Raw genomic sequence first — 25,309 nt, 5'->3', positions numbered from 1 at the left:
CTCCCGTCCCGGATCGGTCAGTCGAGCGGGGACAGGTCGTCGGCGTGCCGGACGATGATCACGGGGGCGGGGGAGTGGTACAGCACCGACTGGCTGACCGCGCCGAGCGCACCGCGCCAGGGCTGCTCGCCGCGCGCCCCCACCGCGACGAGTTCGGCGGCGCGGGACTCCTCGATGAGGACGTCTCCGGGATCCCCGGTGCGGATCCGCTGCTCGACGCTGACCGTCGGATGAGCCTGCTGCCAGGAGACCAGGGCGTTGGCCAACTGGTCACCGGCCCCGTCGGTGATCGCGGCTCCCGGTACGGCGTCACCCGCTGCCTTCTCCGCCTCCACCACCTGGACCACGGTGACCTGCCGCCCGTACCGTTGCGCCGAGTCGAAGGCGAAGTCGAGCGCACCCCGCGAACTGGCCGAATCGTCGAATCCCACCAGGATCGGTCCGGCCGGCGGGGACGCCTCGCGGGCGATCAGCGCGCCGCATCCGGCCCGGGCGGCGATCTGCACCGCGGTGGCATCCGCCGAGATGGCGGACCGGGTCGCCAGGTTTCCGTCGCCGATGACGATCAGGGCGGCGGCGTTGGACTCCCGTAGCAGCGCGGTGACGGGCTGCCCCTCGATGATGGCGCAGGAGACCTCGACCTCCGGCGCGGTCTGCACCGCGATGGTCATCGCTTCCCCGAGCATCCGCTCAGCGGCGTCGCGGAGTTCCCCGGCCGGGGCGGTCGGGTCCGCCCCCCAGTCGAAGACGTGTACGACCCGCAGCGGACGGCGGCGACTGGCTGCCTCCCGAGCGGCCAGTCGTACGGCGCTGCGGCTCACCGGCGAGTCGTCGACGCCGACGACCACTGGCGCGGCGGCAGGAGTGGTCATCGTTGTCACCTCCGGGCGAGCGCGTGTCTGCCCGCCCGCCGATCCCCCGGATGCGTCGTAGCCATATCCGAACTTTGGGTGGCTTTCTACCGACAGAGCCTAGTCGGGGTCCGGGTTCCGTGTGGCGGGATCGCATTGCCCGCCGACGCCCGACGGTCAACGGCCGACGGTCAACGGATGCTTTCGACCCGTACCACGGTCATCGTCGCGTTGTCCCGACCACCGGCGGCGAGGGTGTCGGCCAGCGCGATCCGTACGGCGTCAGCGGGGTCGCCGTCGAGCAGCTGCCGAAGTCGGTCGTAGCTGATCGGCTCCGACACACCGTCGGTGCAGAGGCAGTACACGTCGCCGGGCCGCAGGGACACATTCAGCAGATCTGGTTCGGGCAGGTCGGGGTGACCCATGTACCGGGTGAGCTGGTAACGCGCGGCGGCGGCCGTGGGGGAGTCGGCGGGATACCAGTTGTAGACGGCACCGAGCCAGGCTGCGGTGTGGTCGACGGTGAGTAGTTCGAGCAGGCCACCACGGAGCCGGTAGGCCCGGGAGTCGCCGATCTGGGTGATCCAGCCGGCCGTGCCCGACGGGTCCACCAGCAGCGCGGTCAGCGTGCAGCCGGTCAACTCGCCCAACTCGGCCCCGGCCGCGTGGACCCGGTGCTGGGCCCGGGCGACCGCGTCCCGTAGCTGGGGCGCGCCCGCGTCCTCGCCGGCCGCCCGTACCGCGTCGACGAAGGTGGCCATGGCCGTCGAACCGGCGACCGCGCTGCCCTGCCCGCCGCCCATGCCGTCGGCCACCGCGACGAGCGGCAGCGTCGAATCGACGTGCAGTACGTCGAAGTTGGCCGGGTAACGCATGCCGACCCGGGTGCCGGCGGCCACCGACAACCGGTGCGCGCCGCGTTCGAAGGTCCGCAGGACGTCGGTCTCCTTCTGGCCGGGGCCGGGCTGCCGGAACAGACGCTGCTCGGGGCGTGCGCGGTGCGCACTGATGTCGTCGGAGACGTGCCGGCTCTGCCCCATGGCCCGCAGGCTAACAGGACACCGTACGCATACCGGGGAGGTGCGCCGGACCCCGGCCGGGTGTCGCAGCCTCCCCCATGGTGGTCCTCCGTGCCGGCCCGGCCTGGGAGAATGGGGCGGTGAACCTGCGAGAGGTGTTGCGAGAGCACCGGCTGCTGGCGGTGGTACGGGCCGACGACCCGGACGCGGCCCTGGACAGCATCCTGGTCCTCGCCGAAGCCGGGATCACCCTGATCGAGGTGTCACTGACCTCCAAGGACGCGGTCGCGGTGCTGGTCCGGGCCCGGGCGGAACTGGGACCGGAGGCACCCCTGGGGGCCGGTACGGTGCTGACCGAGGCGGACGTGGTGCAGGTCGAGCAGGCCGGGGCGTCCTTCGTCGTCATGCCCGGCCTGGCCCCGGCCCTGGCCGAGTCGGTCCGGTTGGGGCTCCCGGCGCTGGTCGGTGCGCTGACCCCGACCGAGGTGATCACGGCGAGCGTGGCCGGTGCCGCCGCGGTGAAGCTGTTTCCCGCCTCGCCCGGCGGGCCGGCCTATCTGCGTACCCTGCGGGAGCCGTTCCCCGAGGTGCCGTTCGTACCGTTCGGCGGGGTGGACGTCGACACGGCGCGTGACTACCTTGCCGCTGGCGCGCTGGCGGTGGGGGTGGGTTCGGCGTTGCTCGGGGACGCGTTGCGCGGTGGTGACCTGGGCGGGCTCCGGCAGCGCGCCGAGAACTTCCGTGCCGTGCTGCGGTGAGGAGGATCCTTACTCGCCGTTCCCAATCGGTGGCAGAGAGGTTCCCGGCGGTCCTGCCACATCGGGCTTACGGCACACTGGCGCCCGTGGACGGGCTGGTCGATACACACGGAGCGGGTGGGCTCCGCTCCGCCGTTGTGGTCAACCCGGCGAAGCTGGACGACCCCGACGGGTTACGCCGGAAGATCAACCGGATGCTGGCGGCGGCCGGCTGGGCGCCGCCGATCTGGTTGGAGACGACGGTGGCGGATCCGGGCCGCGGTCAGACCCGCCAGGCGGTCGAGGCCGGTGTCGAGGTGGTCCTGGTCTGCGGTGGCGACGGCACGATCATGTCGTGCGTCAGCGAGCTGGTCGGCACCGACGTCGCGCTGGCGATCCTGCCGTGCGGTACCGGTAACCTGCTGGCCTCGAACCTCGGGCTCTCCGGCGACCTGACCGCCGCGATCGAGGTGGCGATCGGCCCCGGCCGTCGACAGGTGGACGTCGGCGCGATCGAGGGCCGGTGCTTCACCGTGATGGCCGGCATGGGCTTCGACGCCCAACTGCTCAAGTCCACCTCCGAGTCGACGAAGGCGCGCATCGGATGGCTGGCGTACCTGATGGGTGGTGCGCGTCACCTGCGGGACCGGCCGATGCGGGTGACGATCAGGATCGACGACCAGCCACCGTTGCGGCGTCGCGCCCGTACGGTGCTGGTGGCCAACGTCGGACGCCTCCAGGGCGGGGTACGGCTGCTGGCCGCGGCCGAGCCCGACGACGGCTTCCTCGACGTGGCGGTGCTCACCCCGCGTACCGTCGGCCACTGGCTGTCGCTCGGTTGGGCGGTGCTGTGCCGGCGGACCCGGGTGCCCCGGATGGAGGTGTTCCGGGGCCAGCGGGTGGAGGTGACCAGTAACCGGGCCCAGCCGCGCGAACTCGATGGCGATGTGATCACGCCGGGTCGTACGCTGCGCGTGAAGGTCCTGCCGCGCGCCCTGTGGCTGTGCGTGCCACAGGGCGCGCGGCGGATGGACCGCCCCTGGGAGGCACTCGTCCGGTTCCGCCAGGCCGACGACATGAGCTGACCGGCGCTGTCTGCCCGACCGGCACCCTCAGGCTGACCGGCACCCTCAGGCTGACCGGCACCCTCAGGCTGACCGGCACCCTCAGGCTGACCGGCACCCTCTGGCTGACCGGCACCCTCTGGCTGACCGGCACCCTCTGGCTGACCGGCACCCTCTGGCTGACCGGTCAGCCGACCCGCTCTGCCTGACCGACCGAGTCGGCCGACTGGCTCCGCTGCTGCGGGTGCGCCGGTGCTTGCGGTTGCGGTTGGCGGGCACGTCGGGCGAGCGCGGTGTCGATCAGGACGTCCAGCAGCGCCGGATAGCCGAGACCCGCCGTGTCCCAGATCTGCGGATACTGCGACAGCGCGGTGAATCCGGGGAACGTGTTGATCTCGTTTACCACCGGGCTCTTCCCGTCGCGCAGGAAGAAGTCGATCCGGGCCAGACCGGCGCAGCCCAGTGCCCGGAAGGCCCGGAGCGCGAGGTCGGCCAGTTCGGCGTTGATGCGGCCGTCCAGGCGGGCGGGGATGTCGAAGACGGCGCCGTTCTCGCCGTACTTGGCGTTGTAGTCGAAGAAGGTCCGGTCCTCGGCCACCCGGATCTCCAGCGGCGGACCGACGCTGAGGCAGCCGTCCGGGTACTCGAGCACCGCCAGGTCGATCTCGCGGCCGGGCACCGCCTCCTCGATCAGCACCTTCGGGTCGCTCTCGCGGGCCCGGGCGATCGCCGCCGGCAGATCCTCCCAGCGGTCCACCCGGGAGACACCCAGGCTGGAACCGGCCCGGGACGGCTTGACGAAGACCGGCAGGCCGAGTTGCCGGATCTCGGCTTCCTTCGGCTCGTCGACCTCGGGACGCAGTACCACGGAGGCGGAGACCGGTAGCCCCTCGGCCGCCAGCAGCTTCTTCGTGATCTCCTTGTCCATGCCGATCGCGCTGGACAGCACCCCGTTGCCGACGTACGGCACCCCGGTCATCTCCAGCACCGCCTGCAACGTGCCGTCCTCACCGTACGGACCGTGCAGGGCGGGGAAGATGACGTCCAGGTCCCGCAACCGTTCGATGGCGTCGAAGACGCTGACCGGCTCGTCGTCGCCGAACACCCACTCGCCGGCTTCGGTGATCAGCACCAGCTGCGGCTCGTAGCGGGACTTGTCCAGGTTGGCGACGATGCTGGCCGCCGACTTGCGGGACACCTCATGTTCCCCGCTGCGTCCGCCGCAGATCACCGCGACTCGGATGGTGGCTTCAGGCATTGACCCGCTCCCGTTCGGTGGTTTGTCCGGAGCGCACCGGCAGGTACCGACGCGATACCCGGGCTCCGATTCCAGTGAGAATTTCGTGGGGGTTCGTGCCGGCCCACCCGGCCCATTCGGTCACGGTGGGTTCACCACGTTCGCCGGTGCCGAACACCAGTACCTCGTCCCCGGTCCGGACCGGTAGATCGCCCACGTCGGCGACGAACTGGTCCATGGCGATCCGACCGGCGATCGGACACCGCCGTCCACGGATCCAGACCTCGGCCCGGCTGCCGGCACACCTGGGTACGCCGTCGGCGAATCCGATCGACACCAGCACCAGGGTCGTCTCGTGCGACGTGGTGTAGTCGTGGCCGTAGGAGACACCGGTACCGGCCGGTACCCGCTTGGTCAGGATGACCCGGCTGCGCAGGGTCATCGTCGCTCGGAGGCCGACGGTCCGGTCGGTCATCGGCTCCGGTCCGTACAGGGCGATACCGGCCCGGACCAGGTCGAAGTGTGCCTCCGGTACGCCGATCAGGGCGGCCGAGTTCGCCAGGTGGGTCACCTCGGGGGACAGTCCGGTGGCGCGGGCGAAGGTCAGCGCCCGCTTGAATTCGTGGATCTGCCCGGCCACGCTCGGATGGTCGGGTTGCTCGGCGTTGGCCAGGTGGGACCACACTCCGCGTACCCGGATCAACCCCGCCTGTTCCAGTGACCGTGCCTGGCTCACGAGTTCCGGCCAGTTCCGGTCGGTCGCGCCACCCCGGGACAGGCCGGTGTCGGCCTTGAGGTGCACGTTGGCCGGGATACCGATCCGTCGCGCGCTGGCCGCGATGCCGACCAGGTGGTCGACGGAGGCGGCGGACAGGTCGACGTCGGCGGTGATGACCGGTGCGAAGTCCTCATCGGGGGCGTGCAGCCAGCTCAGAATCGGTGCCGTGATTCCGACGTCGCGCAGTTCCAGCGCCTCCGCGCGGGAGGTGACGCCGAGCCATTGCGCTCCGGCGTCCAGCACGGTACGTGTCACCGCCTGTACTCCGTGCCCGAATGCGTTCGCCTTTACTACCGCCAGCATCGTCGCATTGGTCTGCGCAGCCAGCAGGCGGGTGTTGTGGGCGATTGCGTCGAGGTCGACGATGGTCTCCGCGAGGGGCGGTGACGGCTCTGTGCCGCCGTACTTGATCACGTTGTCCGACCTTAGGGCACTAGTTGCGAAAATTCTGTGAGGAATCAGTGCTGATTCGGCGGGCGGTGGTCCTTCCCGGCACGGCCCGGCGCTTGCGCACACCGCCCGATTTTGTCGTATCTGGCCGGTGTTGGGCCTGCTCAGCTGTTGATTCGGCTATGAGCGGATCCGCCGACAGCGCAAAGCGGATGGAGCAGCCGGTGACGGCGGCGAAGATCTAGCAATCGGTCCTCCGGGCGGGGCACGAACGCCACCGCGGACAGGAGGCGGCACCAGTGAGTCAACGGGAGTTCGGATGCAGGTTGAAGCTCAGCCATCCCTTGGAAACCAGGTCTTCGAACGACTGCTCCAGGAACGGATCATCTTTCTCGGCACAGAGGTCGACGATGCGTCGGCCAACGTGATCTGTGCGCAGTTACTGCTGCTCTCGGCAGCGGACAGTGAGCGTGACATTCAGTTGTATATTAACTCGCCCGGTGGATCGGTCAGTGCCGGCATGGCCATCTATGACACCATGCGGTTCGTGCCCAACGACGTCGCCACGATCGCCGTCGGCCTGGCCGGATCGATGGGACAGTTCCTGCTCTGCACGGGGACAGCCGGCAAGCGCTACGCGCTGCCCCACGCGCAGATCATGATGCACCAACTCTCCGGTGGGTTCGGTGGCACCGCCGCCGACATCGCCATCCAGGTGGAGAACATGCGGTACGTCAAGCGCACCTCGCACGAACTGCTGGCCCGGCACACCGGACGCACCGTCGAGGAGATCACCCGGGACGCCGACCGGGACCGTTGGTTCACGGCCGAGCAGGCGAAGGCGTACGGGATGATCGATCACGTCATCGCCCACGCCGGCCAGATCTCGCCCCTGGTCGACTCGACCGACTGACCCGGCAGACCGACGTCGGCGCGGGCCGCTCTTCGCGAATGCGACCCGCGCCGACGGCTGCCGTCACACTCCGCTCGGCGGAGGTCGCAGTGCGTGCGGTCGTGTCACAGTTCGCGGAGTCGAGGGATCAGCTCCTCCCGGGCCCAGTCGAGGAACACCGGCTGGCTGTCGCCACCGACCTGGGTTATCGCGACGTGGGTGAATCCGGCGTCGACGAACTTCTTGAACGCGGCCACATGCGCGTCGACGTCCGGCCCGCAGGGGATGCTGGAGGCGACGTCCTCGACCCGTACGAACTGGCTGGCGCTGGCGAACGACTCCGGACCGGGCAGTTCGGCGTTCACCTTCCAGCCCAGCCCGAACCAGCGGAACTGGTCGTGCACGATCCGGCGGCACTCGTCCTCGTCCGGCCCGTAGCAGATCGACACCTGACCGTAGCGGGGCTTGCCGCGTCCGCCGGCCCGGTCGAACAGTTCAAGTAGCTGGGATTCCGGCTCGGTCGCCACGACCGCGTCGGCGTACGCCCCGGCCAGCTCGCACGAGCCGGTGCCGGAGACGGCGACGGCGATGGGCACCGGGGTCTCCGGCCGGTCCCACAGGTAGGCGTCGGGGACGTCGAAGTGGTTGCCGGAGTAGGTGAGCCGCTGTCCGTCGAGCAGCGGGCGGATGATCTGCAACGCCTCCTCGAACATCTCGTGGCGTTGCTCGACATGCGGCCAGCCGCCGACCACGTGTTCGTTGAGGTTCTCCCCGGCGCCCAGTCCGAGGGTGAACCGGCCGTCGGAGAGCAGGCCGACCGTAGCCGCCCGCTGGGCGACCACACTCGGGTGGTAGCGGCGGATCGGACAGGTCACGAACGACATCAGCTCGATCCGGGAGGTCACGTGCGCGACCGCGCCGAGCACCGACCAGGCGTACGGCGAGTGACCCTGTGACTCCAGCCAGGGGTAGTAGTGGTCGGAGACGACGGCGAGATCGAAGCCGGCGCTCTCCGCTCGTACCGCGTAGTCGACCAGCTCCTTCGGCCCGGCCTGCTCGCACAACACGCTGTAGCCCACCGTGACCATCGCCCGTCTCTCCTCTCGGTTCCCCCGAAGGACCGGGTAACCCCACACCGCGTCGGTAAACCTCGGGCCGCGTGGCGAACCGGGTCGACCGGTCGGTTCGGCCGTTGTGTGGAATCGACCAAGGGGAATATCCTGGGCCGCGTACCAACAGGGAGCCGATCCGGTGGCTGTCGGGCTCAGCCGCTGACCCGTACACACCAATCCCCGGATTCGGGACTACTCCCTGAGGTGACCATGAAGGCACGACTCTCCGTCGCCCTGGCGACACTCTTCGCTCTCATCGTCTCCGCGCTGACCGTCATGCCGGCTGCGTACGCCGCCACCGGGTTCTACGTCAGCGGCGGCCGGCTCTACGAAGCCAACGGTGCCGAGTTCGTCATGCGTGGCGTCAGCCACGCGCACACCTGGTACGCCAACCGGACCGGCTCGTTCGCCGGTATCAAGTCGCTCGGCGCGAACACCGTACGGGTGGTGTTGAGCAGCGGTGACCGTTGGACGAGGAACGACGCCGCCGATGTGGCGAACGTGATCGACCTGTGCCGGCAGAACCGGCTCATCTGTGTGCTCGAGGTGCACGACACCACGGGCTACGGCGAGCAGGCCGGTGCGATCACCCTGGCCCGGGCCGTCGACTACTGGCTCAGCATCGCCAGCGTGCTGGCCGGTCAGGAGCAGTACATCATCGTCAACATCGGCAACGAGCCGTACGGCAACCAGAACTACGGCACCTGGGCCGCCGACACGTCGGACGCGATCCGACGGTTGCGGGCCGCCGGCTTCGACCACACCATCATGGTCGACGCGCCGAACTGGGGGCAGGACTGGGCGTTCACCATGCGGGACAACGCGCAGTCGGTGTTCGACAGCGACCCGGACCGCAACACCCTCTTCTCCATCCACATGTACGGGGTCTTCGACACCGCCGGCGAGGTCACCGACTACCTGGGTCGGTTCCGCTCCGCAGGCCTGCCGATCGTGGTCGGCGAGTTCGGGCACGACCACTCCGACGGGAACCCGGACGAGGACACGATCATGGCGTACAGCCAGGCCAACGGCATCGGCTACATCGGCTGGTCGTGGAGCGGCAACGGCGGGGGCGTCGAGTATCTCGACATGGTCACCGACTTCGATGCCGGTCGGTTGACGAGCTGGGGGCAGCGGATCTTCAACGGTGCCAACGGGATCGGGCAGACCGCCCGGGAGGCCACGGTGTACGGCGGGGTCGGCCCGACCGGCTCTCCGACCAGCGGGCCGACGACCTCGCCGACGATCCCGCCCACCGGTTTTCCGACCAGTTCTCCGACCACGCCGCCGCCGGGGCCGGGAACCTGCGTCGCGACGTACTCGATCACCAACCAGTGGCCGGGTGGATTCCAGGCGGAAGTACGGGTGACCGCCGGTGGCGCGCCGATCTCCGGATGGACGGTGAGCTGGACGTACGGCGACGGCCAGACCATCAGCCAGTCCTGGAACGCCGCCGTTACGACCAGTGGAGCTGCTGTCACCGCGAGGAACCTCGGCTACAACGGTGCCCTCGGGGTCGGGGCCAGTACGAGCTTCGGCTTCCTCGGGGCCTGGACCAGCGGGAACAGCATCCCGACGGTGCGGTGCGTGGCCACGGCCTGACCGGTTGACGGTTCGGTGGGTGGCCGTGAGCATCCACCCACCGAACCGTCCGCTGCGCCGTCAGCCGACCGGCTGACCGTGCTTTCAGGGAGCTCTCAGTTGGGATCGGTAGGGTTCTGACCAGGTGTAACGATCTACCGTGGACCTCCACGCCCGAAATGGTCGCGCAGTCAGCGCTCGTCAGTCGCGCAGTCAGCGCCCGTCACAGGAGTAACCCGATGGTCTTCAAGAAGATGTTGAGTGCGTTCGGGGTTGGCGGCCCGAGCGTGGATACCGTGTTGTCCAACCCCAACACCCGGCCCGGGCTGTCGCTCGACGGACACGTCAACCTGCGTGGTGGCGAGGTACCGGCGAACATCGAGCACATCAGCCTTGCGCTGGTCACCCGCGTGGAGATCGAGGGGGGCGACACCGAATACAACGCTCTGATGGAGTTCCACCGGATGCCGGTGACCGGTCCGCTGCAACTGGCCCCCGGGCAGCAACTGTCGATTCCGTTCCAGATGCCGGTTCCGTGGGAGACCCCGATCACCGACGTCTACGGGCAGCGGCTACGGGGCATGACCATGGGCCTGCGTACGGACGTCGCGGTGGCCCGTGCCGTCGACAAGGGCGACCTCGACCATGTCGCCGTGCACCCGTTGCCGGTGCACGAGAAGATCCTTGAGGCGTTCTCCCGACTCGGGTTCCAGTTCAAGAACGCCGACCTGGAGCGTGGCCACATCCACGGGGTACGGCAGACCCTGCCCTTCTACCAGGAGATCGAGTTCTTTGCCGCGCCGCAGTACGCGCACGCGATCAAGGAGGTCGAGGTCACCTTCGTGACCAACCAGTACACGGTCGACGTGGTCATCGAGTGCGACAAACGTGGCGGGATGTTCACCGGCGGGCACGACACCTTCGGCCGGTACGTCGTCGAGCACGCCAACGTGGACCGGGTCGACTGGACCCGGCTGGTCGACGGGTGGATCAGCCAGATGGCCACCCGCTACGGCAGCCAGTTCGGCGGACACGGTGGGCCGGGGCACTTCGGTCACCATGGCGGGCCGGGACACTACGGCCATCACGGTGGGCACGGGCGTGGCCCCGGAATGGGCGGCGTGGTCGCTGGCGCGGCGCTCGGCCTGGCCGGCGGCATGATCGCTGGAGAGATGCTGGACGACGTGTTCGACGGCGGTGACGACGAGGGCTTCGACGAGTAGTCGTGACGAACGACGACTAGCCCGACGAAACATCGGACGTGGGGCGGCGGGACCGAATGCTGGCTGGTCCCGTCGCCCCGCTCTTTTGCCCCGTTCACCGGGTCCCGGTCTGTTTCGCTGTCGTTCGGACGCCTGGGCGGCATCTGTCCCGGTGATGCACCACTGATCGGGATCGGCGCGGTAGCGCCGCCGTTTAGCCGAACCGTTGCGGGGGAGGCAGTGGCCAACGACGATCCTGCGAGGTGGTGGACGTGCGTGAGGACGACGAGAAGCGGGAGTCGAGGCGTCGGGCCGTGGACCGACTCGGCGGTGGCGACAGTGACTACGCGCCCGGTGCGGCGGCAGAGGTGACGTTGCCCGCTACCGACGAGTGGCTCGAGGTGCAGGACCAGGAGGAAGAGGACATCGCGAACGCCGCCGTGGACCCGGAGGTGTTGCGCGATGGCGGCCCGACCCGCAACCGGGGCGTGATCACGACCACCGGCGGCAGCGCCGGACCGGCCAGTGCCCGACGGCGGCCCCGGGCACCGGGCGGGAATGTGGCACCGACCACCACCGGTGATGCGACCACCGGCGGGCTGAGCACCCCGACCGGAGGTTCGACCAGCGACCAGTCCACCCACGCGACCTAGATCCGGTACGGACGCCGACGGCCGGTGGGCCCGTATCCTCCTCCCGTGGGACTGCGGTTCATGACGCGCGCGTCCGACTCCCCGTGGGTCGACACGGTGTGGACCTGCATGAGCGAGCAGGTCACGGAGATGACCTCCGTTGCGACGGCGTGTTGGGGCCTGGTGTTCTGGAAGCGCGAGGGCAGGGCGTACGCGAGCATTTCCGGGCCGGAGACCAGGACCGGCACCGCGCCGGTGCCAGAGGGCGCGACCTTCGTCGGCCTGGAGTTCGCCGTGGGCACGTCGCTGCGGGCCGTGCCCACAACGGCCCTGGTCGACGGGGGCGTCGAACTGCCCGACGTCACGAGCAGGACCTTTTCGCTGGACGGTGTCCGCTGGGAGACGCCCGGCCCGGACGACATGGAGGCTCTGGTCGACCGGCTCGTCCGCTGCGGAGCCGTGGTCCGTGACCCGCTGGTCGGCGAGGTCCGCCGGGGCCACCGTCCTCAGGTCTCGAAGCGCACCGTCGAGCGCCGGTTCCGAGCCGCGACCGGGCTGACCCAGGGGGCCGTACGACAGATCGAACGTGCCCGTAGTGCCGCGACGTTCCTGGCCGCCGGTGTCCCGGTCGCCGATGTCGTCTCTCGGCTCGCGTACTTCGACGAGCCCCACCTGGCCCGTGCGCTGCACCGGTACGTCGGGCGTACAGCACGGCAACTGCGCGAGGGCACCGGAGGTGCCCTCGCGCTGCATCTGGATCAGCCGACGACGTCGTAGATCAGCTTGACGATGCCGTTCGGGTAGGCTGCGGACTCCCGCAGGCTCAGTACCTGCTTGTCCCGGTCCGCCGCACTGAACAGGCGCTTCCCGGCCCCGAGTAGCACCGGGAAGACGAGCAGGTGGTACCGGTCGATCAGGCCCGCGTCCGACAGGCATCGGGCGAGTTCGGCACTCCCATGGATGAAGATCGCGCCACCCTCGCTCTTCTTGAGCTCGACCACGTCGTCGGTCGAGCGCAGGATCGTCGTCGGACCCCACCCCTCGACGAGGGCGTCATCGGGCAGCGTGGTCGAGACCACGTACTTCGGCAGCTCCCGGTAGGCGGCGTGGTCGTCCGAGTCACGCCAGACCGGCGCGAACGCCTCGTAGCTGCGGCGGCCGAACATCAGCGCCGTGGTGTCCTCGAGCTCCTCTCCCTTGAGCGAGAAGGCATCGGGCACGAACTCGATGTCCCGGAAGACCCACCCACCGCTGCGGTGCCCCTCGCCCGGCCCACCGCCCGGGGAGTCAACGACGCCGTCGAGCGACATGAACCCGGTGTAGACCAGATCACGCATGTGCTGTTCTCCTCATGGCCAGGCGACGAGGTTCGCCGTGGTGGATCGACTGGCGGGTCGAAGCGCCGATGACACCCTGTGCACAGACCCGCGCCCATGCTAGGAGCCGGCCGCCGCCGCCGTCTTGTACGGAAACGACGGCGGCCGGTCGACGGCTGGCACCGGTCAACCCACCCCGAGGCTGGCGTACCGGACCCCGAGCCCCGTACGCAGCACCCCGAGCCGTTGGGTCGCCCGGGTCAACGCCACGTACAGATCGTTGCGGCCACGCGGGGACTCGGCGACGATCCGGTCCGGCTCGACCACCACGACGCTGTCGAACTCCAGCCCCTTGGCCTGTGCCACGGTCAGCAGCACCACCTGGCTGGTCAGCTCGGCATGCTCACCCACCGCCACCTCGGGCAACTCGGCGGTGACCGCACGGCCAAGATCGTCGACCAGACCGTCGGGCACGATCACGCCCACCCGGCCCTCACCCACCTGTGCCGCCTCCCGGCGGACCGCTGCGATCAGCTGACCGGCGAACTCCGCCTGCTCCACCCGCAGGTCCCACGGCTCGACACCGGTGTTCCGTACCGAGCGGGGTGGGGTCAGCGACGGGTCGATCTCGGCCAGCACGTCGGCGGCGACCGCCATGATCTCGGCGGGGGTACGGTAGCTGACCGTCAACTCCTCCAGTCGCCACCGGTCGTCCACGTACGGTTCCAGCGTCTGCTGCCAGGAGGACGCACCGGCCAGCGCGCCGGTCTGCGCCACGTCCCCGACCAGGGTCATCGACCGGCTGGGGCTGCGGCGCATCAACAGCCGCCAGGCCATCGGGGACAGTTCCTGCGCCTCATCCACGATCACGTGTCCGAAAGCCCAGGTCCGGTCGGCTGCCGCCCGCTGTGCCGTGGTCAGGCGCTCACCGTCCTCCTGCCGGTCGGCCAGGGTGTCGGCACCGAGCAGGTCGGTGACCGAGAGGATCTCGCCTTCCTCCTCGTCCTCCAGGTCGATCGAACGGGAGCCCTCGGCGATGTCCAGCACGCCCTCGGCGTACTCGATCTGCTGTTGGCGCAGTTGCTCAGCCCGTACCTGGCCGTCCCGGTTGTCCGCGCCGAGCAGTTCGGCCGCCTCGTCGAGCAGTGGTACGTCGGCCGGCGTCCAACCGCCCCACGGTTCGCGGCGCAGCAGTTGCCGCTCCTCTTCGGTCAGCTCCGGCGCGGCGGTCGCCAACCGGTCGTCGGACGCGTAGAGCCCGGCCACCAGTTGCTGCGGGGAGAGGACGGGCCACAGCCAGTCCAGTACGGCCAGCACCTCGGGCTCCTCGCGCAGCTCGCGCCGGATCTCGGCGAGGTCGGCCTCCTCGAGGAGGTTCTCTCCACCGAGCGGGTCCGCGCCGATCCGCTCCGCGACCTGCTGCGCCAGCGCGTGGATGATCTCAAGGTCGAACAGTGGCCGGGCCAGGTTGTGCGGCTTGTCGGCGCGGCGGACCCGTTCCCGGGCCTCGGCACAGGTCTGCGGGTCGAGCAGCAGGGTGTCCCGCTCGACCACGATCTCCACCGGTTCGTCCGGCACCCGTTGCCGGTCCCGTACCGCGGCGGCCAGCACCTCGACCATCTCCGGTCGGCCCTTGATCTCGGCGGTCTCGGCCGGTTCGGCGCGCCGGGCGGTCACCCCGGGAAAGAGGTCACCGGGTGTGCACAGCAGCACGCCGGTCTCGGCCAGCGCGGGCAGCACCTGCGAGATGTAGCGCAGGAAGGTCTCGTTCGGGCCGACCAGCAGTACGCCTCGCGTGGACAGCGCCTGACGGTGGGTGTAGAGCAGGTACGCCGCCCGGTGCAGCGCGACGGCGGTCTTGCCGGTGCCGGGGCCACCCTGTACGACGAGGACACCGGCCAGGTCGGAGCGGATGACCCGGTCCTGCTCGGCCTGGATGGTCTCCACGATGTCGCCCATCCGGCCGGTACGACTGGCGTTGAGCGCGGCGAACAGCGCTGCCTCGCCGGTGAGTTCCTCCCGGCCGGTGTGCCGGGCCAGGGTCAGGTCGAGGACCTCGTCGTCCAACCCGGTCACGGTCCGGTGCCGGGTACGGATGTGCCGGCGGCACCGCACCCCCTGGGGCGCTGCCGCCGTCGCCAGATAGAACGGACGGGCGGCCGGAGCCCGCCAGTCCATCAGCAACGGCGCGTAGTCTCCGGAGTGGTCGAAAATGCCGATCCGGCCGATGTAGTGGCGCTCACCGTTGTCGAGGTCCAGTCGGCCGAAGCAGAGGCCATTCTCCACCGCGCCGAACTGTTCGACCTGCTCGGTGTACATGGCCACGGTGCCTTCCCGCTGGGACCGTTCCTGCTGCGTGCCGCCGCTGTTGCGCAGCGCCTCGGACAGTCGGTCCGCAGCCTGTTCGCGCAGGTCGTCGAGGCGACCGTAGAGCATCGAGATGTGCTTCTGTTCGGCTTCGATCTCGTCGACCTGCTCGTCGAGGCGCGGCCCGGTGGAGTGGCCGGAGTAGCTTGACAAGCTTTCTCCCCATCAAATAAAATACCTGCGAGAACGGCATTCTTTGCCGTTCTTTTTGCGTTTTGAACAACGAAGAATAGCGCGTTCCGCACCGCCCGGCCAAGACTGCGTCCAGCGAGTGTGCCGGCCACCCGGGCGGTGGTGAGCGTGACACGGTGGCCATGGGCAGGGGAGCGGTCAGCATGATCTTTTCGGCTGGGCAGCGCATCGTCTTCGTCGGCGACAGCATCACCGACTGTGGTCGGCGTGGCCGGGCCACCCCGTACGGCGACGGCTATGTGAACCTGGTCCGGGCGATGGTCACCGCAACCCACCCGGAACTCGGGCTGACCTGGGTCAACCGGGGCACCAGCGGGGACACCGTGCGGAACCTGGCGGCCCGCTGGGAAGAGGACGTGATCGCCGAGCGGCCGGACTGGCTCGTAGTAAAGATCGGCATCAACGACGTCTGGCGGTTCTTCCTCGACCAGCCCGACCGGGGCGTGCCGATCCGGGAGTACGAGTCGACCCTGCGGGACCTGTTGAGCCGGGCCGTCAAGGCCACCGGATGCCGGCTGATCCTGGTCGAGCCGTACCTGATCGAACCCGATCGGGGCGATCCGCAACGGGCCCAGACCGACGACTACGTCCGGGTGGTCCAGGACCTGGCCGTCGAGTTCGACGCGGTCCACGTACCGACCCAGGCGGCGTTCGACCGGGTGCTGACCAGCACCCCGGCCGGGCAGTGGGCGGACGACCGGATCCACCCCAACCTGCCCGGCCACGCCGTCATCGCGCAGGCGCTCCTGGCCGCGATCGGCTGGCGGCTACCAACCTGACCGTTCCGGCCCGTCGACGCCCGCCGTTCCGGCCCGGCTACGCCCGTCGGCCAGGCCCGCACTCGGCGAGGCCAGACCCGTCGACTCGACCAGGCCCGGCTACGCCGTCGGCCAGGCCTGTCGACGGCCCGCCGGAAACACATCCGGCGGGCCGTCGGTGGTACGCACCGGAGTTCACCGGTGGGCGGCGGCCACCTCGTACAACCGCTCGGGCGTGACCGCGCCGACCAGGAGCCGGCCGTCGTCGGTGAGCAGCACGCTGAAGAGCCTGCTGCTCAGCAGCCGGCCGCTGCCCCACGCTCCGTCGACCTTGGGCAGCAGGTTCAGCAGGCCAGCGGTATCCCCGCCGTTCGACGGAACGACCTTGGCGTTACGGCCGACGAGGACCGTGGTCCACCCCGTACCGGTGGTCTCCCACCTGGCCTCGGACCGGTCGGTGCCGTGGTCAGGGCGCTGCGGCTGGTCGAACTCCTGCTCGGTCACCTGGGTGCCGGGCGGGGGGTTGAAGGTGAACTGCGCCGGGTCCGGCCGGTCGAAGTCGACCTGGGTGAAGGCCATCACGAACGCCGGCTGGTCGGCACCCTTGGCGAAGATCTCGAACCGGAGCGGCACGTGTTCCCGGGCGTCGATCGCGATCCGGATCTGGTCCACCAGCGACGCGGTGTCCCGGGGGTCGAGCACCAGCTCGTACGCGTCCCGTCCGGCGATCTTCGCGGACCGGCCGACGGTGACCTCGGTGCTCGGGTCGATCGCGGCCAACGCCTGGTCGGCGGCCTCCTGGGGGGTGGCGGGCAGGCTGTGCGGCCGGGACTGACCGGCGTCACCGGTCTCCGGCAGCGTCCGGTGGGTCGCCGTGTTGGTCTGGCTGTTCCACCACCACAGGTCCCGCCCGTTGCGGATGATGTCGCTCTCCCCGAGCGTGCCGAGCAGCGCGACCCGGGTCTGGTCCGGCCCGGCGTACCAGACCCGCAGGGTGTGCGTGCCGGAGGCCAACGAGGTCAGGTCGGTGCTGCCCCGAGTGGCGAGGGCCGACAAGCCGGGCAACCCCAGGTCGGCCCGCTGTACGACGGTGCCGGACAGCCCGTCCAGCCGGGCGGTCTGTAGGTCGACCAGCAACTGCGCGGCGCTGCGGGGTGGCAGGCTCGGCTCTGCGGATGCGGCGAACGTGCCGATCACGGCACCCCCGGCGATGACCAGGACTGCCGAAGCGGACGGAATCAGCCAGCGCAGTGCCGGCCGGGAGCGGAAGACTGACATGGTTGTGCACCTCCTGCGCACATTCTGCCGGGGCGGTGCTGTGACCGGGCTGAGAACCGCATTGGCCGGGCTCGACGGTGGATGGCACCCTTGGGCCCGTGCGACTGCTGGTGGTGGAGGACGAGACGCGCCTGGCCCGGGCACTGCAACGTGGGCTACAGGCCGAGGGGTTCGCCGTCGACGTGGCCGCAGACGGGCCGACCGGGTTGGATCTGGCCCGCCACGGCGGCTACGACGCGATGATCCTGGACGTGATGCTGCCGGGCCTGTCCGGTTACCGGGTGGTGCGGCAGCTGCGAGCCGAGGAGCACTGGCTGCCGGTACTGATGCTCTCGGCCAAGGACGGGGAGTACGACCAGGCCGACGGCCTGGACTGCGGCGCGGACGACTATCTCACCAAACCCTTCTCGTACGTGGTGCTGCTGGCCCGGCTGCGGGCGCTGCTGCGTCGCGGTGCACCGCAACGACCGACGGTGCTCAGCGTCGGGGACATCAGCCTCGATCCCGCCCAACGGCGGGTCACCCGCGACGGTGCCGAGGTGACACTCACCGCCCGGGAGTTCGCGCTGCTGGAGTATCTGCTCCGACGGGCGGGCGCGGTGGTGTCGAAGACGGAGCTGCTGGACCACGTCTGGGACGCCAGCCTGGACACCGCGCCGAATGCCGTCGAGGTCTACATCGGTTACCTGCGCCGCAAGATCGGCCGGGACCGACTGGAGACGATCCGGGGTGCCGGCTACCGGCTGGCGACATGACCCGGATGTTGGGAAGGGACCCTTCACCTGCGAAGGGTGCCAGGAAGGGGTCCTTCCTGACGAAGAGCCTGCGGGTACGGCTGCTGGTCCTCGCGATCGTCGGGCTGACCGTCGGCCTGGCCGTAGGCGGGATGGTGCTGGTCGGCGCGCTGGGATACGCCCTGCAGAGCACGATCGACACCGAGGCGTTCAAGACGGCCGACGGGGTGGCCCGGCTGGCCACCGCCGACGCCCTGCCCGATCCGCTCCCGGTGGCCGGCGGCGACGTACGGGTGCAGGTGGTCGACGCCCAGCGACGGATCCTGGCCGCCTCCATCGACGCCGACCGGCTGGTGCCGATGCTCCACCCCGGCGAGCTGACCGAGGTCCGGGACCGCAAGGGCATCTTCGTCTCCGGCCAGCGGGTGGGGATGAAGGGGCCGGTGCGGGTGGTGGCCGTCCCCGCCGGTTCGGCGGAAGACCCGCAGACCGTACTGGTCGCCAAGTCGATGGCGGACGTACGACACAGCGTGCAGGTCGTACGGAACATCCTGTTGATCAGCTTTCCGCTGCTGGTGGCGATCCTCGCCGCAGTGGCGTGGCGGGTCGTCGGCGCGACCCTGCGACCGGTCGAGGCACTCCGGGCCGGTGCCGAGGAGATCACCGGAAGTGCGCGTGGCGGACAGCTTCCGGTACCAGCCTCGCGGGACGAGATCCACCGGTTGGCCGTGACACTGAACGGGATGCTGGACCGGTTGGAGTCGGCCCGCAGCCGTCAACGGGCCTTCGTCGCCGATGCCGCCCACGAACTACGCAGCCCGCTGGCGAACATGCGGACCCAGTTGGAGGTCGCCCAGCGGCTCGGTGACCGTAACGACTGGCCGGCGGTGGCCGACGACCTGTTGGCGGACACCCAGCGGCTGAGCCGGCTCGTCGACGATCTGCTGCTGCTGGCCCGTGCCGACGACGCCGGATCCGGGCAGCGGGCGGCAGCCGGGCCGGTCGACCTGGGCGAGTTGCTGGTCGGGGTGGCGGAACGGTATCCCGCGCCGCCGGTCCGGGTGGTGCCGACCGGAGACCCGTTGTGGACGACCGGGGAACGGGACGCACTGGACCGGGTGCTGGCCAACCTGCTCGACAACGCCGTACGGCATGCCCGTAGCGAGGTGACGGTGCGGGCGACCGGACCGGAACCGGGCCGGCCGGCGTACCACGTGGTGACGGTGACCGACGACGGCCCGGGCATCCCGGCCGAGGACCGGGAACGGGTGTTCGACCGGTTCACCCGCCTGGACGACGCCCGGGCGCGGGACGCGGGTGGTTCCGGGCTCGGGCTGGCCATCGTCCGGGACCTGGTACGCCGCCAGGGCGGCACGGTGGAGCTGTCCGACGCACGGCCCGGCCTGCGGGTCGAGGTGCGACTGCCGGTACGGGCCGTACCGGGGACCAGGGGCAACGACAGGCACACCGCGCCCGGGCCGGTGACGGCGCACCGGCCGGCGAACCGCTAGCTGTCGGGCTCGATGCTCGACCGAGGCGTCGGTGGGTCGACCGAACAGGGCCAGGTCAGTTGCCGGACGCGACCCCCGCCCGTTTGGTGCAGACCGGTTCGGAACGGGCCACCAGGTCCGTGGAGTAGAAGACGGCGATGGTGAAGCAGTAGTTGTGGTCCGGGGTGAGGTTGGAAACGATGTAGCTGGTGGTGCCGGCGGCCAGTTCGTCGAAGGCGGTGATCTCCTGGCCGACCCGTCCGCCGGAGACGACCACCGAACCCTGGGCACCCGGCGGGTAGGCCCAGGTCAGCAGGATGCTGCTCTGGTTGTCGCGCAACGTCACGTTGCTGGGTGGCGCGGCGGGAAGAGGCGCACCGTCCGGCCCGGTCCGGGTCACGCCCGACGGTTTGGCCGGAGTCTTGTCGACCAGTGCGAAACCCGCGATGACGGCTGCCGCACCGAGCACCACGACCAGTGCGCCGCCGAGGATGATCGGTAGCAACCGCCGGACCGCCTTCTGCGGTGGCGGTTGGATCGTCGCCGGTAGCGGAGGTCGCCAGCGTTCCGGCAGGTTGCGGGCGTGGTGTGTCCCGTCAGCGTCGCCGCCGCCGATCGCCAGCGGGGATGACGCACCGCCGGCACCGCCCGAGACCAACGACGGTACGGCTGGTGGCATCGCCGGCCCGGAGTGCGGTGCGGGAACGGTGGACATGCTCTGTGTCCAGTGGTCCGGCTGATGTTGTGGCCCAGGGTGCTGGGGCGCGCCGTGCGTGGGGGGTTGCGTGTCCCCGGAGGGCCACCACTGGCCGGCCCCGTCGAGGCGGTTCGGGTCGAACGGGACGCCCGGGCCAGCCGGATCGTTGCCTGCCCGGCCGGTCGGATGCGGGTTCCCGGCGGCGGAGGCCCCCGGTGCGGGCCCGGGGGAGGACGGCGGAGTCCCGGCGCAGACGTGGTCGGGGTTGGCGGCTGCCCGGGCCAGTGCCGCGACCTGGATGGCCAGGGGATGATCGGGCGGCAGGTGGGTGCGGCACAGCTCCCGGGCCAGCGCGAGATGCTCGTGTGCCTCGGTGAAGTGCCCACAGTCGCGTTGCATGGCACCGAGCCGGGCCAGCATCTTGATACCGCCGAGATGCCCGTCGCCGTAGACCTCGCGGTGCAGCTCCCAGGCGTCCGCCAGCCGCTCACGGGCCACGTTGCACTCGCCCTGGGCGTACTCCACTGTGGCCAGGTCGGCGTGGGCGGCCAGTACCCGTAGCGATTCCGGGCCGTCGGTCGCGGTCAGCTCGATGACCACGTCCTGGTACAGGCGGGCCGCACGTTCGTGGCTGCCGATCCGGTGCAGGACGGCGGCCAGCGTGGCTGCGGTGGCGATCGTCCGCTGGTCGGTGGGCCCGTACAGCCGGGTGGTAGCCGCGTAGGCGAACGCCGCCCAGCCTCGGGCGGAGTGTGGCTCGCCGAGTGTCACGAGGACCCTGGCCTGGAGGATCGCGGCCTCGGTCAGCTCAGCCGAGGCGTTGCTCGGCCTGGGATCGGCGGAGCTGAGAGCGTCACTGAGCAATTCCTGGGCACCGGCCAGGTCGCCGGATGCCACGAGATCGTTGGCCTGGGCGGTGATTAGGGCAAAATTCGTGACACCGGAAGACACGTCTCATCGTGCGTGGCCGATGAGTTTCAGTACAAGAGGCGTTGGGGCTCAGTTTAGTCATGAAGTTGGCCGTTCGGGCACGAGGTGGTCAAGTAGTACTTCGCTGATCCGGCATAACTGGTCGATCTGGGCGGGGCTCAATGGATCGAAAAGGTGTTGGCGTACACCCTCGACATGTCCCGGTGCGGCGCCGGCCAGCGTCTCGAAGCCCTTTCTGGTGAGTACGGCGAACTGACCCCGGCGGTCGCTGGGACAGTTCTCGCGCCGTACCCAGCCGGCCTCCTCCAGGCGGGCGACAGCGTGGGAGAGCCGACTACGCGAGGAGCCGGTGAGGTCGGCGAGGTCGCTCATCCGTAGTCGATGCTCGTCGGCCTCGGAGAGTCGGACCAGGATCTCGTAGTAGGCGTGGGGCATTCCCGCGTCGCGTTGCAGTTCACGGTCGAGGGTGTCCATCAGGGCTCGGGACGCGGCCAGGAATGCCCGCCAGGTTCGTTGTTCCTCAGGGGTGAGCCAGCGGGTCATGGCCACGATCATAGCCCGCCTAGTTGAATGTTCAATTATTTGCGCTAGCGTTGACGGCATGGGCATTCACCGTCTCAACCACGCCGTACTCTTTGTCCGTAATCTCGAGCGAAGTATCGCTTTCTATCGTGATGTGCTTGGTTTCCGGCTGATTCCGATGACACCGGACAATTTCCGCGGTGCGGCCTTCCTTCAGGCACCCGGTTCCACCAACGACCACGACCTCGGCCTGTTCGAGCTGGGCGCGGCGGCCGGCCCCTCCGGTGCCGGACGGACCACGGTCGGGCTGTACCACCTGGCCTGGGAAGTCGACACCCTCGACGAGTTGGAAGCCACCGCGCAACGCCTGGCCGAGGCCGGGGCGTTGAGCGGCAGTTCCGACCACGGGACCACCAAGAGCCTCTACGCGCACGACCCGGACGGGCTGGAGTTCGAGGTCGTCTGGCTGATCCCGGCCGACCAGCTCGACGACACCGCACTCGCTGCCCGCAAGCGGATCGGCCGGCTCGACCTGGCCAAGGAGAAGCAGCGGTACGGCGGACAGACGCGCGGCGGAGTCGGCATCTCCCGGGCCGTCTGACCCCGTTCCGACTCACTGCGGCCAGGCAGGGTAGAACCACACAGTGGCTGCTGACCCGATCACCACCGTGAAGCACGAACTGCTTGCCCGACAGCTCGACGGCTGGGCCCCCGCGGCGCTACGCCGTTCCCGCCGGGCGACGTTCGCGCAGGTCCGAGGCGGTCCCGACGACGGTACGGCGGAAGCGGCCATCCGGGTCTTCGCCCGGCACACCGAACTGTTGCGGGGACGCCGGCTGACCGTGTTGGCGTTGGCCGCGCCCGCCGACGACCTGGCGGTACGACTCGGTGCGGACCAGGCCACCCTCCCGCCCGAGGTGAGCGTGCACCTGGTGACCGGCGATGCGGAGCGGCTACCGGTGGCGCTGCGGGCGGCCAGCGCCAGCGGAGCCCCCATCCTGGGCTACCTGGACGCCGCGACCGGACCGGCGCCGAGCCTCGGCGCGTTGGCCGCCGTGGCCGGTGGCCGTCCAGGCGAGGTGCTGCTGGTGCTGGGCTCACAGGCCCGGGCCGAACTGGATCACCGTCGGGTGCTGGCCGAGGCCGGGTTCCCACTGGTGGCCGATGTCGAACTGGTCGACGGGGTGGCCGCGACCCGACCGGTCGACGGAGGAGGCCTGCCCCAACTGGTCGTCTTCGCCACCACGCTGGGCCGCAGCCTCGACGCGTTCAAGAACGACCTGTGGGCGGTGGGCGAGGGGACCGGGGCACGTTACCGCGATCCGCAGGATCCCGAGGCGCAGTCCGTGGACATCTCGCCCAGTCCGCAAACCGACCCGCTGTGCCGGGAACTGCTGTCCGAGCTGGTGCGGTTGGGACCGTGCTCGGTGACCGAACTGCGCCAGTTCACCGTCGCGAACACTATCTACCGGGCCTCGGACACCCTCCGGGCGATCACCGCGATGTTGGCCGCCGGCCGGGTCACCCGCACTCCGGAATCGGGCCGGCTGGCCGGTGACGTGATTATCGAGCCGACCACGGCCGGGTGAGCCGGCCCGGTCCGGCTGCCGCCTACCTGGGCTGCCACGCGTCGGGCAGGGTCACCAGATCCCGTACGTGGCTGGGCAGCTGGCCGTTGATCAGTTCGTCGAGGCTCACCTCGTCCACGACGTTGCGTACCGCCGCCCGCACCGCGACCCACAGCCGGGGCAGGTTCTCGGCGACGCCTTCGTAGTGGGTCTCCTCCGGGCGTAGCCCCCGAACTCCGGCCAGCGGACCGTCGACGGCCCGCAGGATCATCCCGATAGTGATCGCCGAAGGTGGCTGGGCCAGGGTGTAGCCACCTTCCGCACCGCGTTGCGCCCGGACGATGCCGGCTCGGCGAAGATCAGCCAGGACCGCTTCGAGGAACTTGCGGGGCATGTCCTGGTCCTGCGAGACCGTCTGGGCAGACATCAGCGACGGGTACGCCGAGGCGAGGCTCAGAGCCGCCCGTACCGCGTAGTCGCCGCGCGCGGAGATTTGCACGAGCAGAAGCATATTTGGGCGGCGGGAGTCTATCCGCGTCCGCTAGGGCCATCCCGTCGACGGGGCGTACCGGAGGCTGGACAGGGCGGCGCCGCGCGGACTCGGCAGGTCCGTGCGGCGCCGGTACTCCGGTTCTGCTGGTCAGCGCCCGGCTAGCAGGCGGTTGACCGCAGTGTCGACGTCGAGATGCTCCGCTTCCCGGCCGCGGGGCACCACTACGTAGGTCCGCCGCAGGAAGCGGACCAGGACACTGCGTGGCACTTCGAAGAGTGCGTTGCCGTCTGGCGACGACAGGGCCAGTGCCACGAAGTCGCCCCGTGGGGTGGCCCACGGCCATACCCGCACGTCGCCGATCCCGGCGGGTTCGTCAAGCCCGGTGACGAGCAGTTCGCGGGCGAATGACCAGCTCACCGCCTCGCCACCGGCTGATTCGGCATGAAATAGTACATGGACCGCATACGGGTCAGCAGGGTCATAGCGCAAACTGGCGCGCACCGGCAGTGCGGTGGCATCAGGTGCGACAAGCCTTAACGACGTCTCAACCTCGACAGTCGTCGGTCGGATGACACTCATGGACGTTCTCCCCCCGGCACCGCTGCGGAACGCGCGTGTCCCGCTTTTCCCATACTCAGGTGCTACTCCTGGCTACGCTCCGCCATGCGCTGACTTCACCCAGTGGTGGGAAGGTGATTCGGAAACGCCGCTTGAATGGGAAAATTCATGTAGAGTATCCGGTTCTGCCCCAGTACTTGATCCCGTCTGGCCTCGGGTGATTCAGACGTCGGCTCACTCCGGTAACGTCCAGTCGTCCCATCGAGTGACGGGCCGGGGTAACACTGAGGGGTGAAATGGTTCCGAAACCATCCTCAATGGAACAAGACGCCCCGACAACTGGCGACGAGAGTGGCCGTGCGGTTGCCGGGGTGGGAATCGGGAACTTGGAGCGGGGGAACGACGTGCCGGAGGACGAGTACGCGGCGCGCGACAGGCGGCGTACGCCCCTGGCGGAGGCAGCGACCAGCGATACGGCGGTCGACGTGGAACGGCCGAGCCTACGGCGGCGGCTACGAACCACACTTGACCTCATCCGTGCCAACCCCACTGGGCGGATCGCCCTCAAGGGCTTTGTGGCGCTGGCCGGGGCGCTGGTGGTCGCACTCGGGCTTGCCCTCATTCCACTACCTGGACCGGGCTGGCTGATCGTGATCGGTGGTCTTGGTATCTGGGCGGTGGAGTTCCATTGGGCCAAACGGCTGCTCAACTTCACCCGTCGGAACGTCCGGGCCTGGACCCGATGGGTGACCCGTCAGTCGTGGCCGGTGAGGCTGCTGATCGGCACGGTCGGCCTGATCTTCGTCGGCGTGGTGGTCTGGCTGTCGCTGAAGTACAGCCTGGGTATCGATGTGGTTGCCCGCGTTCTGGCCTACCTGGCGACGCACTGACCCCGAAGATGCGCGGTGCCA

The 25,309-nt window shown here is 69.7% G+C and carries 25 protein-coding genes; 13 read left to right on the top strand and 12 right to left on the bottom strand.

Going from position 1 to position 25,309, the window contains the following annotated elements:
• Window positions 1-17 precede the first annotated feature (17 nt).
• Window positions 18-872, bottom strand: a complete 855-nt coding sequence (locus tag ACFQ4H_RS08110; protein WP_377568775.1) for a universal stress protein — start codon at window positions 870-872, stop codon at window positions 18-20.
• A gap of 170 nt (window positions 873-1,042) precedes the next feature.
• Window positions 1,043-1,891: a PP2C family protein-serine/threonine phosphatase gene (locus ACFQ4H_RS08105; RefSeq protein ID WP_377568772.1), complete on the bottom strand. Its 849-nt coding sequence runs from the start codon at window positions 1,889-1,891 to the stop codon at window positions 1,043-1,045.
• A 119-nt stretch (window positions 1,892-2,010) separates the two neighbouring features.
• Between ACFQ4H_RS08105 and ACFQ4H_RS08100 the strand changes: the two genes are divergently transcribed.
• Window positions 2,011-2,628: a bifunctional 4-hydroxy-2-oxoglutarate aldolase/2-dehydro-3-deoxy-phosphogluconate aldolase gene (locus ACFQ4H_RS08100; RefSeq protein ID WP_377568769.1), complete on the top strand. Its 618-nt coding sequence runs from the start codon at window positions 2,011-2,013 to the stop codon at window positions 2,626-2,628.
• Between the two features lie 86 nt (window positions 2,629-2,714).
• Window positions 2,715-3,692, top strand: coding sequence for a diacylglycerol/lipid kinase family protein (locus ACFQ4H_RS08095; RefSeq protein WP_377568766.1), 978 nt, complete (start codon window positions 2,715-2,717; stop codon window positions 3,690-3,692).
• Between the two features lie 166 nt (window positions 3,693-3,858).
• Here the strand turns inward: ACFQ4H_RS08095 and ACFQ4H_RS08090 are convergent, their stop codons facing one another.
• Window positions 3,859-4,929, bottom strand: coding sequence for a D-alanine--D-alanine ligase family protein (locus tag ACFQ4H_RS08090; protein WP_377568764.1), 1,071 nt, complete (start codon window positions 4,927-4,929; stop codon window positions 3,859-3,861).
• Window positions 4,922-6,100, bottom strand: a complete 1,179-nt coding sequence (gene alr / locus ACFQ4H_RS08085; RefSeq protein WP_377568761.1) for an alanine racemase — start codon at window positions 6,098-6,100, stop codon at window positions 4,922-4,924. The genes ACFQ4H_RS08090 and alr overlap by 8 nt, the downstream gene beginning before the upstream one ends.
• 295 nt (window positions 6,101-6,395) lie before the next feature.
• Here alr and ACFQ4H_RS08080 point away from each other — a divergent pair, with 295 nt between their 5' ends.
• On the top strand, window positions 6,396-6,989 hold the full coding sequence (locus ACFQ4H_RS08080; protein ID WP_377568759.1) for an ATP-dependent Clp protease proteolytic subunit: 594 nt from the start codon (window positions 6,396-6,398) through the stop codon (window positions 6,987-6,989).
• Window positions 6,990-7,093: 104 nt separating this feature from the next.
• Here ACFQ4H_RS08080 and ACFQ4H_RS08075 read toward each other — a convergent pair whose 3' ends face one another.
• Entirely contained in the window at window positions 7,094-8,056 is a 963-nt protein-coding gene (locus ACFQ4H_RS08075) for a TIGR03557 family F420-dependent LLM class oxidoreductase (RefSeq protein WP_377568757.1), read from the bottom strand.
• Window positions 8,057-8,290: 234 nt separating this feature from the next.
• Here ACFQ4H_RS08075 and ACFQ4H_RS08070 point away from each other — a divergent pair, with 234 nt between their 5' ends.
• From ACFQ4H_RS08070 to ACFQ4H_RS08055, 4 genes are all read left to right on the top strand, one after another.
• Window positions 8,291-9,682: a cellulase family glycosylhydrolase gene (locus ACFQ4H_RS08070; RefSeq protein ID WP_377568754.1), complete on the top strand. Its 1,392-nt coding sequence runs from the start codon at window positions 8,291-8,293 to the stop codon at window positions 9,680-9,682.
• Between the two features lie 218 nt (window positions 9,683-9,900).
• Entirely contained in the window at window positions 9,901-10,884 is a 984-nt protein-coding gene (locus tag ACFQ4H_RS08065; RefSeq protein WP_377568751.1) for a sporulation protein, read from the top strand.
• Between the two features lie 251 nt (window positions 10,885-11,135).
• Window positions 11,136-11,516: a hypothetical protein gene (locus ACFQ4H_RS08060; RefSeq protein WP_377568748.1), complete on the top strand. Its 381-nt coding sequence runs from the start codon at window positions 11,136-11,138 to the stop codon at window positions 11,514-11,516.
• A 45-nt stretch (window positions 11,517-11,561) separates the two neighbouring features.
• The gene (locus ACFQ4H_RS08055) at window positions 11,562-12,272 is read left to right on the top strand and encodes a helix-turn-helix domain-containing protein (protein ID WP_377568745.1); all 711 of its coding nucleotides are present in this window, start codon (window positions 11,562-11,564) and stop codon (window positions 12,270-12,272) included.
• Here ACFQ4H_RS08055 and ACFQ4H_RS08050 read toward each other — a convergent pair.
• Together ACFQ4H_RS08050 and ACFQ4H_RS08045 are read right to left on the bottom strand one after the other, a co-directional pair.
• Complete coding sequence (locus ACFQ4H_RS08050; protein ID WP_377568743.1) at window positions 12,254-12,832, bottom strand: dihydrofolate reductase family protein; 579 nt, start codon at window positions 12,830-12,832, stop codon at window positions 12,254-12,256. The genes ACFQ4H_RS08055 and ACFQ4H_RS08050 overlap by 19 nt on opposite strands.
• Window positions 12,833-12,997: 165 nt before the next feature.
• Window positions 12,998-15,247, bottom strand: a complete 2,250-nt coding sequence (locus tag ACFQ4H_RS08045; protein WP_377569010.1) for a HelD family protein — start codon at window positions 15,245-15,247, stop codon at window positions 12,998-13,000.
• Window positions 15,248-15,513: 266 nt separating this feature from the next.
• Between ACFQ4H_RS08045 and ACFQ4H_RS08040 the strand changes: the two genes are divergently transcribed.
• Window positions 15,514-16,149: an SGNH/GDSL hydrolase family protein gene (locus ACFQ4H_RS08040; protein ID WP_377568740.1), complete on the top strand. Its 636-nt coding sequence runs from the start codon at window positions 15,514-15,516 to the stop codon at window positions 16,147-16,149.
• Window positions 16,150-16,323: 174 nt separating this feature from the next.
• Here the strand turns inward: ACFQ4H_RS08040 and ACFQ4H_RS08035 are convergent, their stop codons facing one another.
• Complete coding sequence (locus ACFQ4H_RS08035; protein ID WP_377568737.1) at window positions 16,324-17,406, bottom strand: LolA family protein; 1,083 nt, start codon at window positions 17,404-17,406, stop codon at window positions 16,324-16,326.
• A 98-nt stretch (window positions 17,407-17,504) separates the two neighbouring features.
• On the opposite strand from ACFQ4H_RS08035, the gene ACFQ4H_RS08030 reads away from it, so the two are divergent.
• On the top strand, window positions 17,505-18,161 hold the full coding sequence (locus tag ACFQ4H_RS08030; RefSeq protein WP_377568734.1) for a response regulator transcription factor: 657 nt from the start codon (window positions 17,505-17,507) through the stop codon (window positions 18,159-18,161).
• Window positions 18,158-19,651 (top strand): sensor histidine kinase, encoded by a 1,494-nt coding sequence (locus ACFQ4H_RS08025; protein ID WP_377568731.1) that lies wholly within the window; start codon window positions 18,158-18,160, stop codon window positions 19,649-19,651. The genes ACFQ4H_RS08030 and ACFQ4H_RS08025 overlap by 4 nt, the downstream gene beginning before the upstream one ends.
• Window positions 19,652-19,706: 55 nt before the next feature.
• Here ACFQ4H_RS08025 and ACFQ4H_RS08020 read toward each other — a convergent pair whose 3' ends face one another.
• Together ACFQ4H_RS08020 and ACFQ4H_RS08015 are read right to left on the bottom strand one after the other, a co-directional pair.
• Window positions 19,707-21,278, bottom strand: coding sequence for a tetratricopeptide repeat protein (locus ACFQ4H_RS08020; RefSeq protein WP_377568728.1), 1,572 nt, complete (start codon window positions 21,276-21,278; stop codon window positions 19,707-19,709).
• A 57-nt stretch (window positions 21,279-21,335) separates the two neighbouring features.
• Window positions 21,336-21,812, bottom strand: a complete 477-nt coding sequence (locus tag ACFQ4H_RS08015) for a MarR family winged helix-turn-helix transcriptional regulator (protein ID WP_377568726.1) — start codon at window positions 21,810-21,812, stop codon at window positions 21,336-21,338.
• Here ACFQ4H_RS08015 and ACFQ4H_RS08010 point away from each other — a divergent pair.
• Window positions 21,799-22,380, top strand: coding sequence for a VOC family protein (locus ACFQ4H_RS08010; RefSeq protein WP_377568723.1), 582 nt, complete (start codon window positions 21,799-21,801; stop codon window positions 22,378-22,380). The two genes, ACFQ4H_RS08015 and ACFQ4H_RS08010, sit on opposite strands and share 14 nt — an antisense overlap.
• 43 nt (window positions 22,381-22,423) lie before the next feature.
• Entirely contained in the window at window positions 22,424-23,368 is a 945-nt protein-coding gene (locus ACFQ4H_RS08005; protein WP_377568720.1) for a hypothetical protein, read from the top strand.
• A gap of 22 nt (window positions 23,369-23,390) precedes the next feature.
• On the opposite strand, the gene ACFQ4H_RS08000 is transcribed toward ACFQ4H_RS08005, so the two are convergent.
• Together ACFQ4H_RS08000 and ACFQ4H_RS07995 are read right to left on the bottom strand one after the other, a co-directional pair.
• Window positions 23,391-23,846: an RrF2 family transcriptional regulator gene (locus ACFQ4H_RS08000; protein ID WP_377568717.1), complete on the bottom strand. Its 456-nt coding sequence runs from the start codon at window positions 23,844-23,846 to the stop codon at window positions 23,391-23,393.
• A 141-nt stretch (window positions 23,847-23,987) separates the two neighbouring features.
• Window positions 23,988-24,419: an SsgA family sporulation/cell division regulator gene (locus tag ACFQ4H_RS07995; RefSeq protein WP_007457244.1), complete on the bottom strand. Its 432-nt coding sequence runs from the start codon at window positions 24,417-24,419 to the stop codon at window positions 23,988-23,990.
• A gap of 296 nt (window positions 24,420-24,715) precedes the next feature.
• Between ACFQ4H_RS07995 and ACFQ4H_RS07990 the strand changes: the two genes are divergently transcribed.
• Complete coding sequence (locus tag ACFQ4H_RS07990; protein ID WP_377568714.1) at window positions 24,716-25,288, top strand: TIGR02611 family protein; 573 nt, start codon at window positions 24,716-24,718, stop codon at window positions 25,286-25,288.
• Window positions 25,289-25,309 lie beyond the last annotated feature (21 nt).

The organism is Micromonospora sonneratiae (genome assembly GCF_042679305.1).
In the GTDB taxonomy this organism is placed as follows: Bacteria; Actinomycetota; Actinomycetes; order Mycobacteriales; family Micromonosporaceae; genus Micromonospora_H; species Micromonospora_H sonneratiae.
Note: the sequence above shows the minus strand (reverse complement) of the source record. Positions and strands in the feature narration are given on the sequence as shown.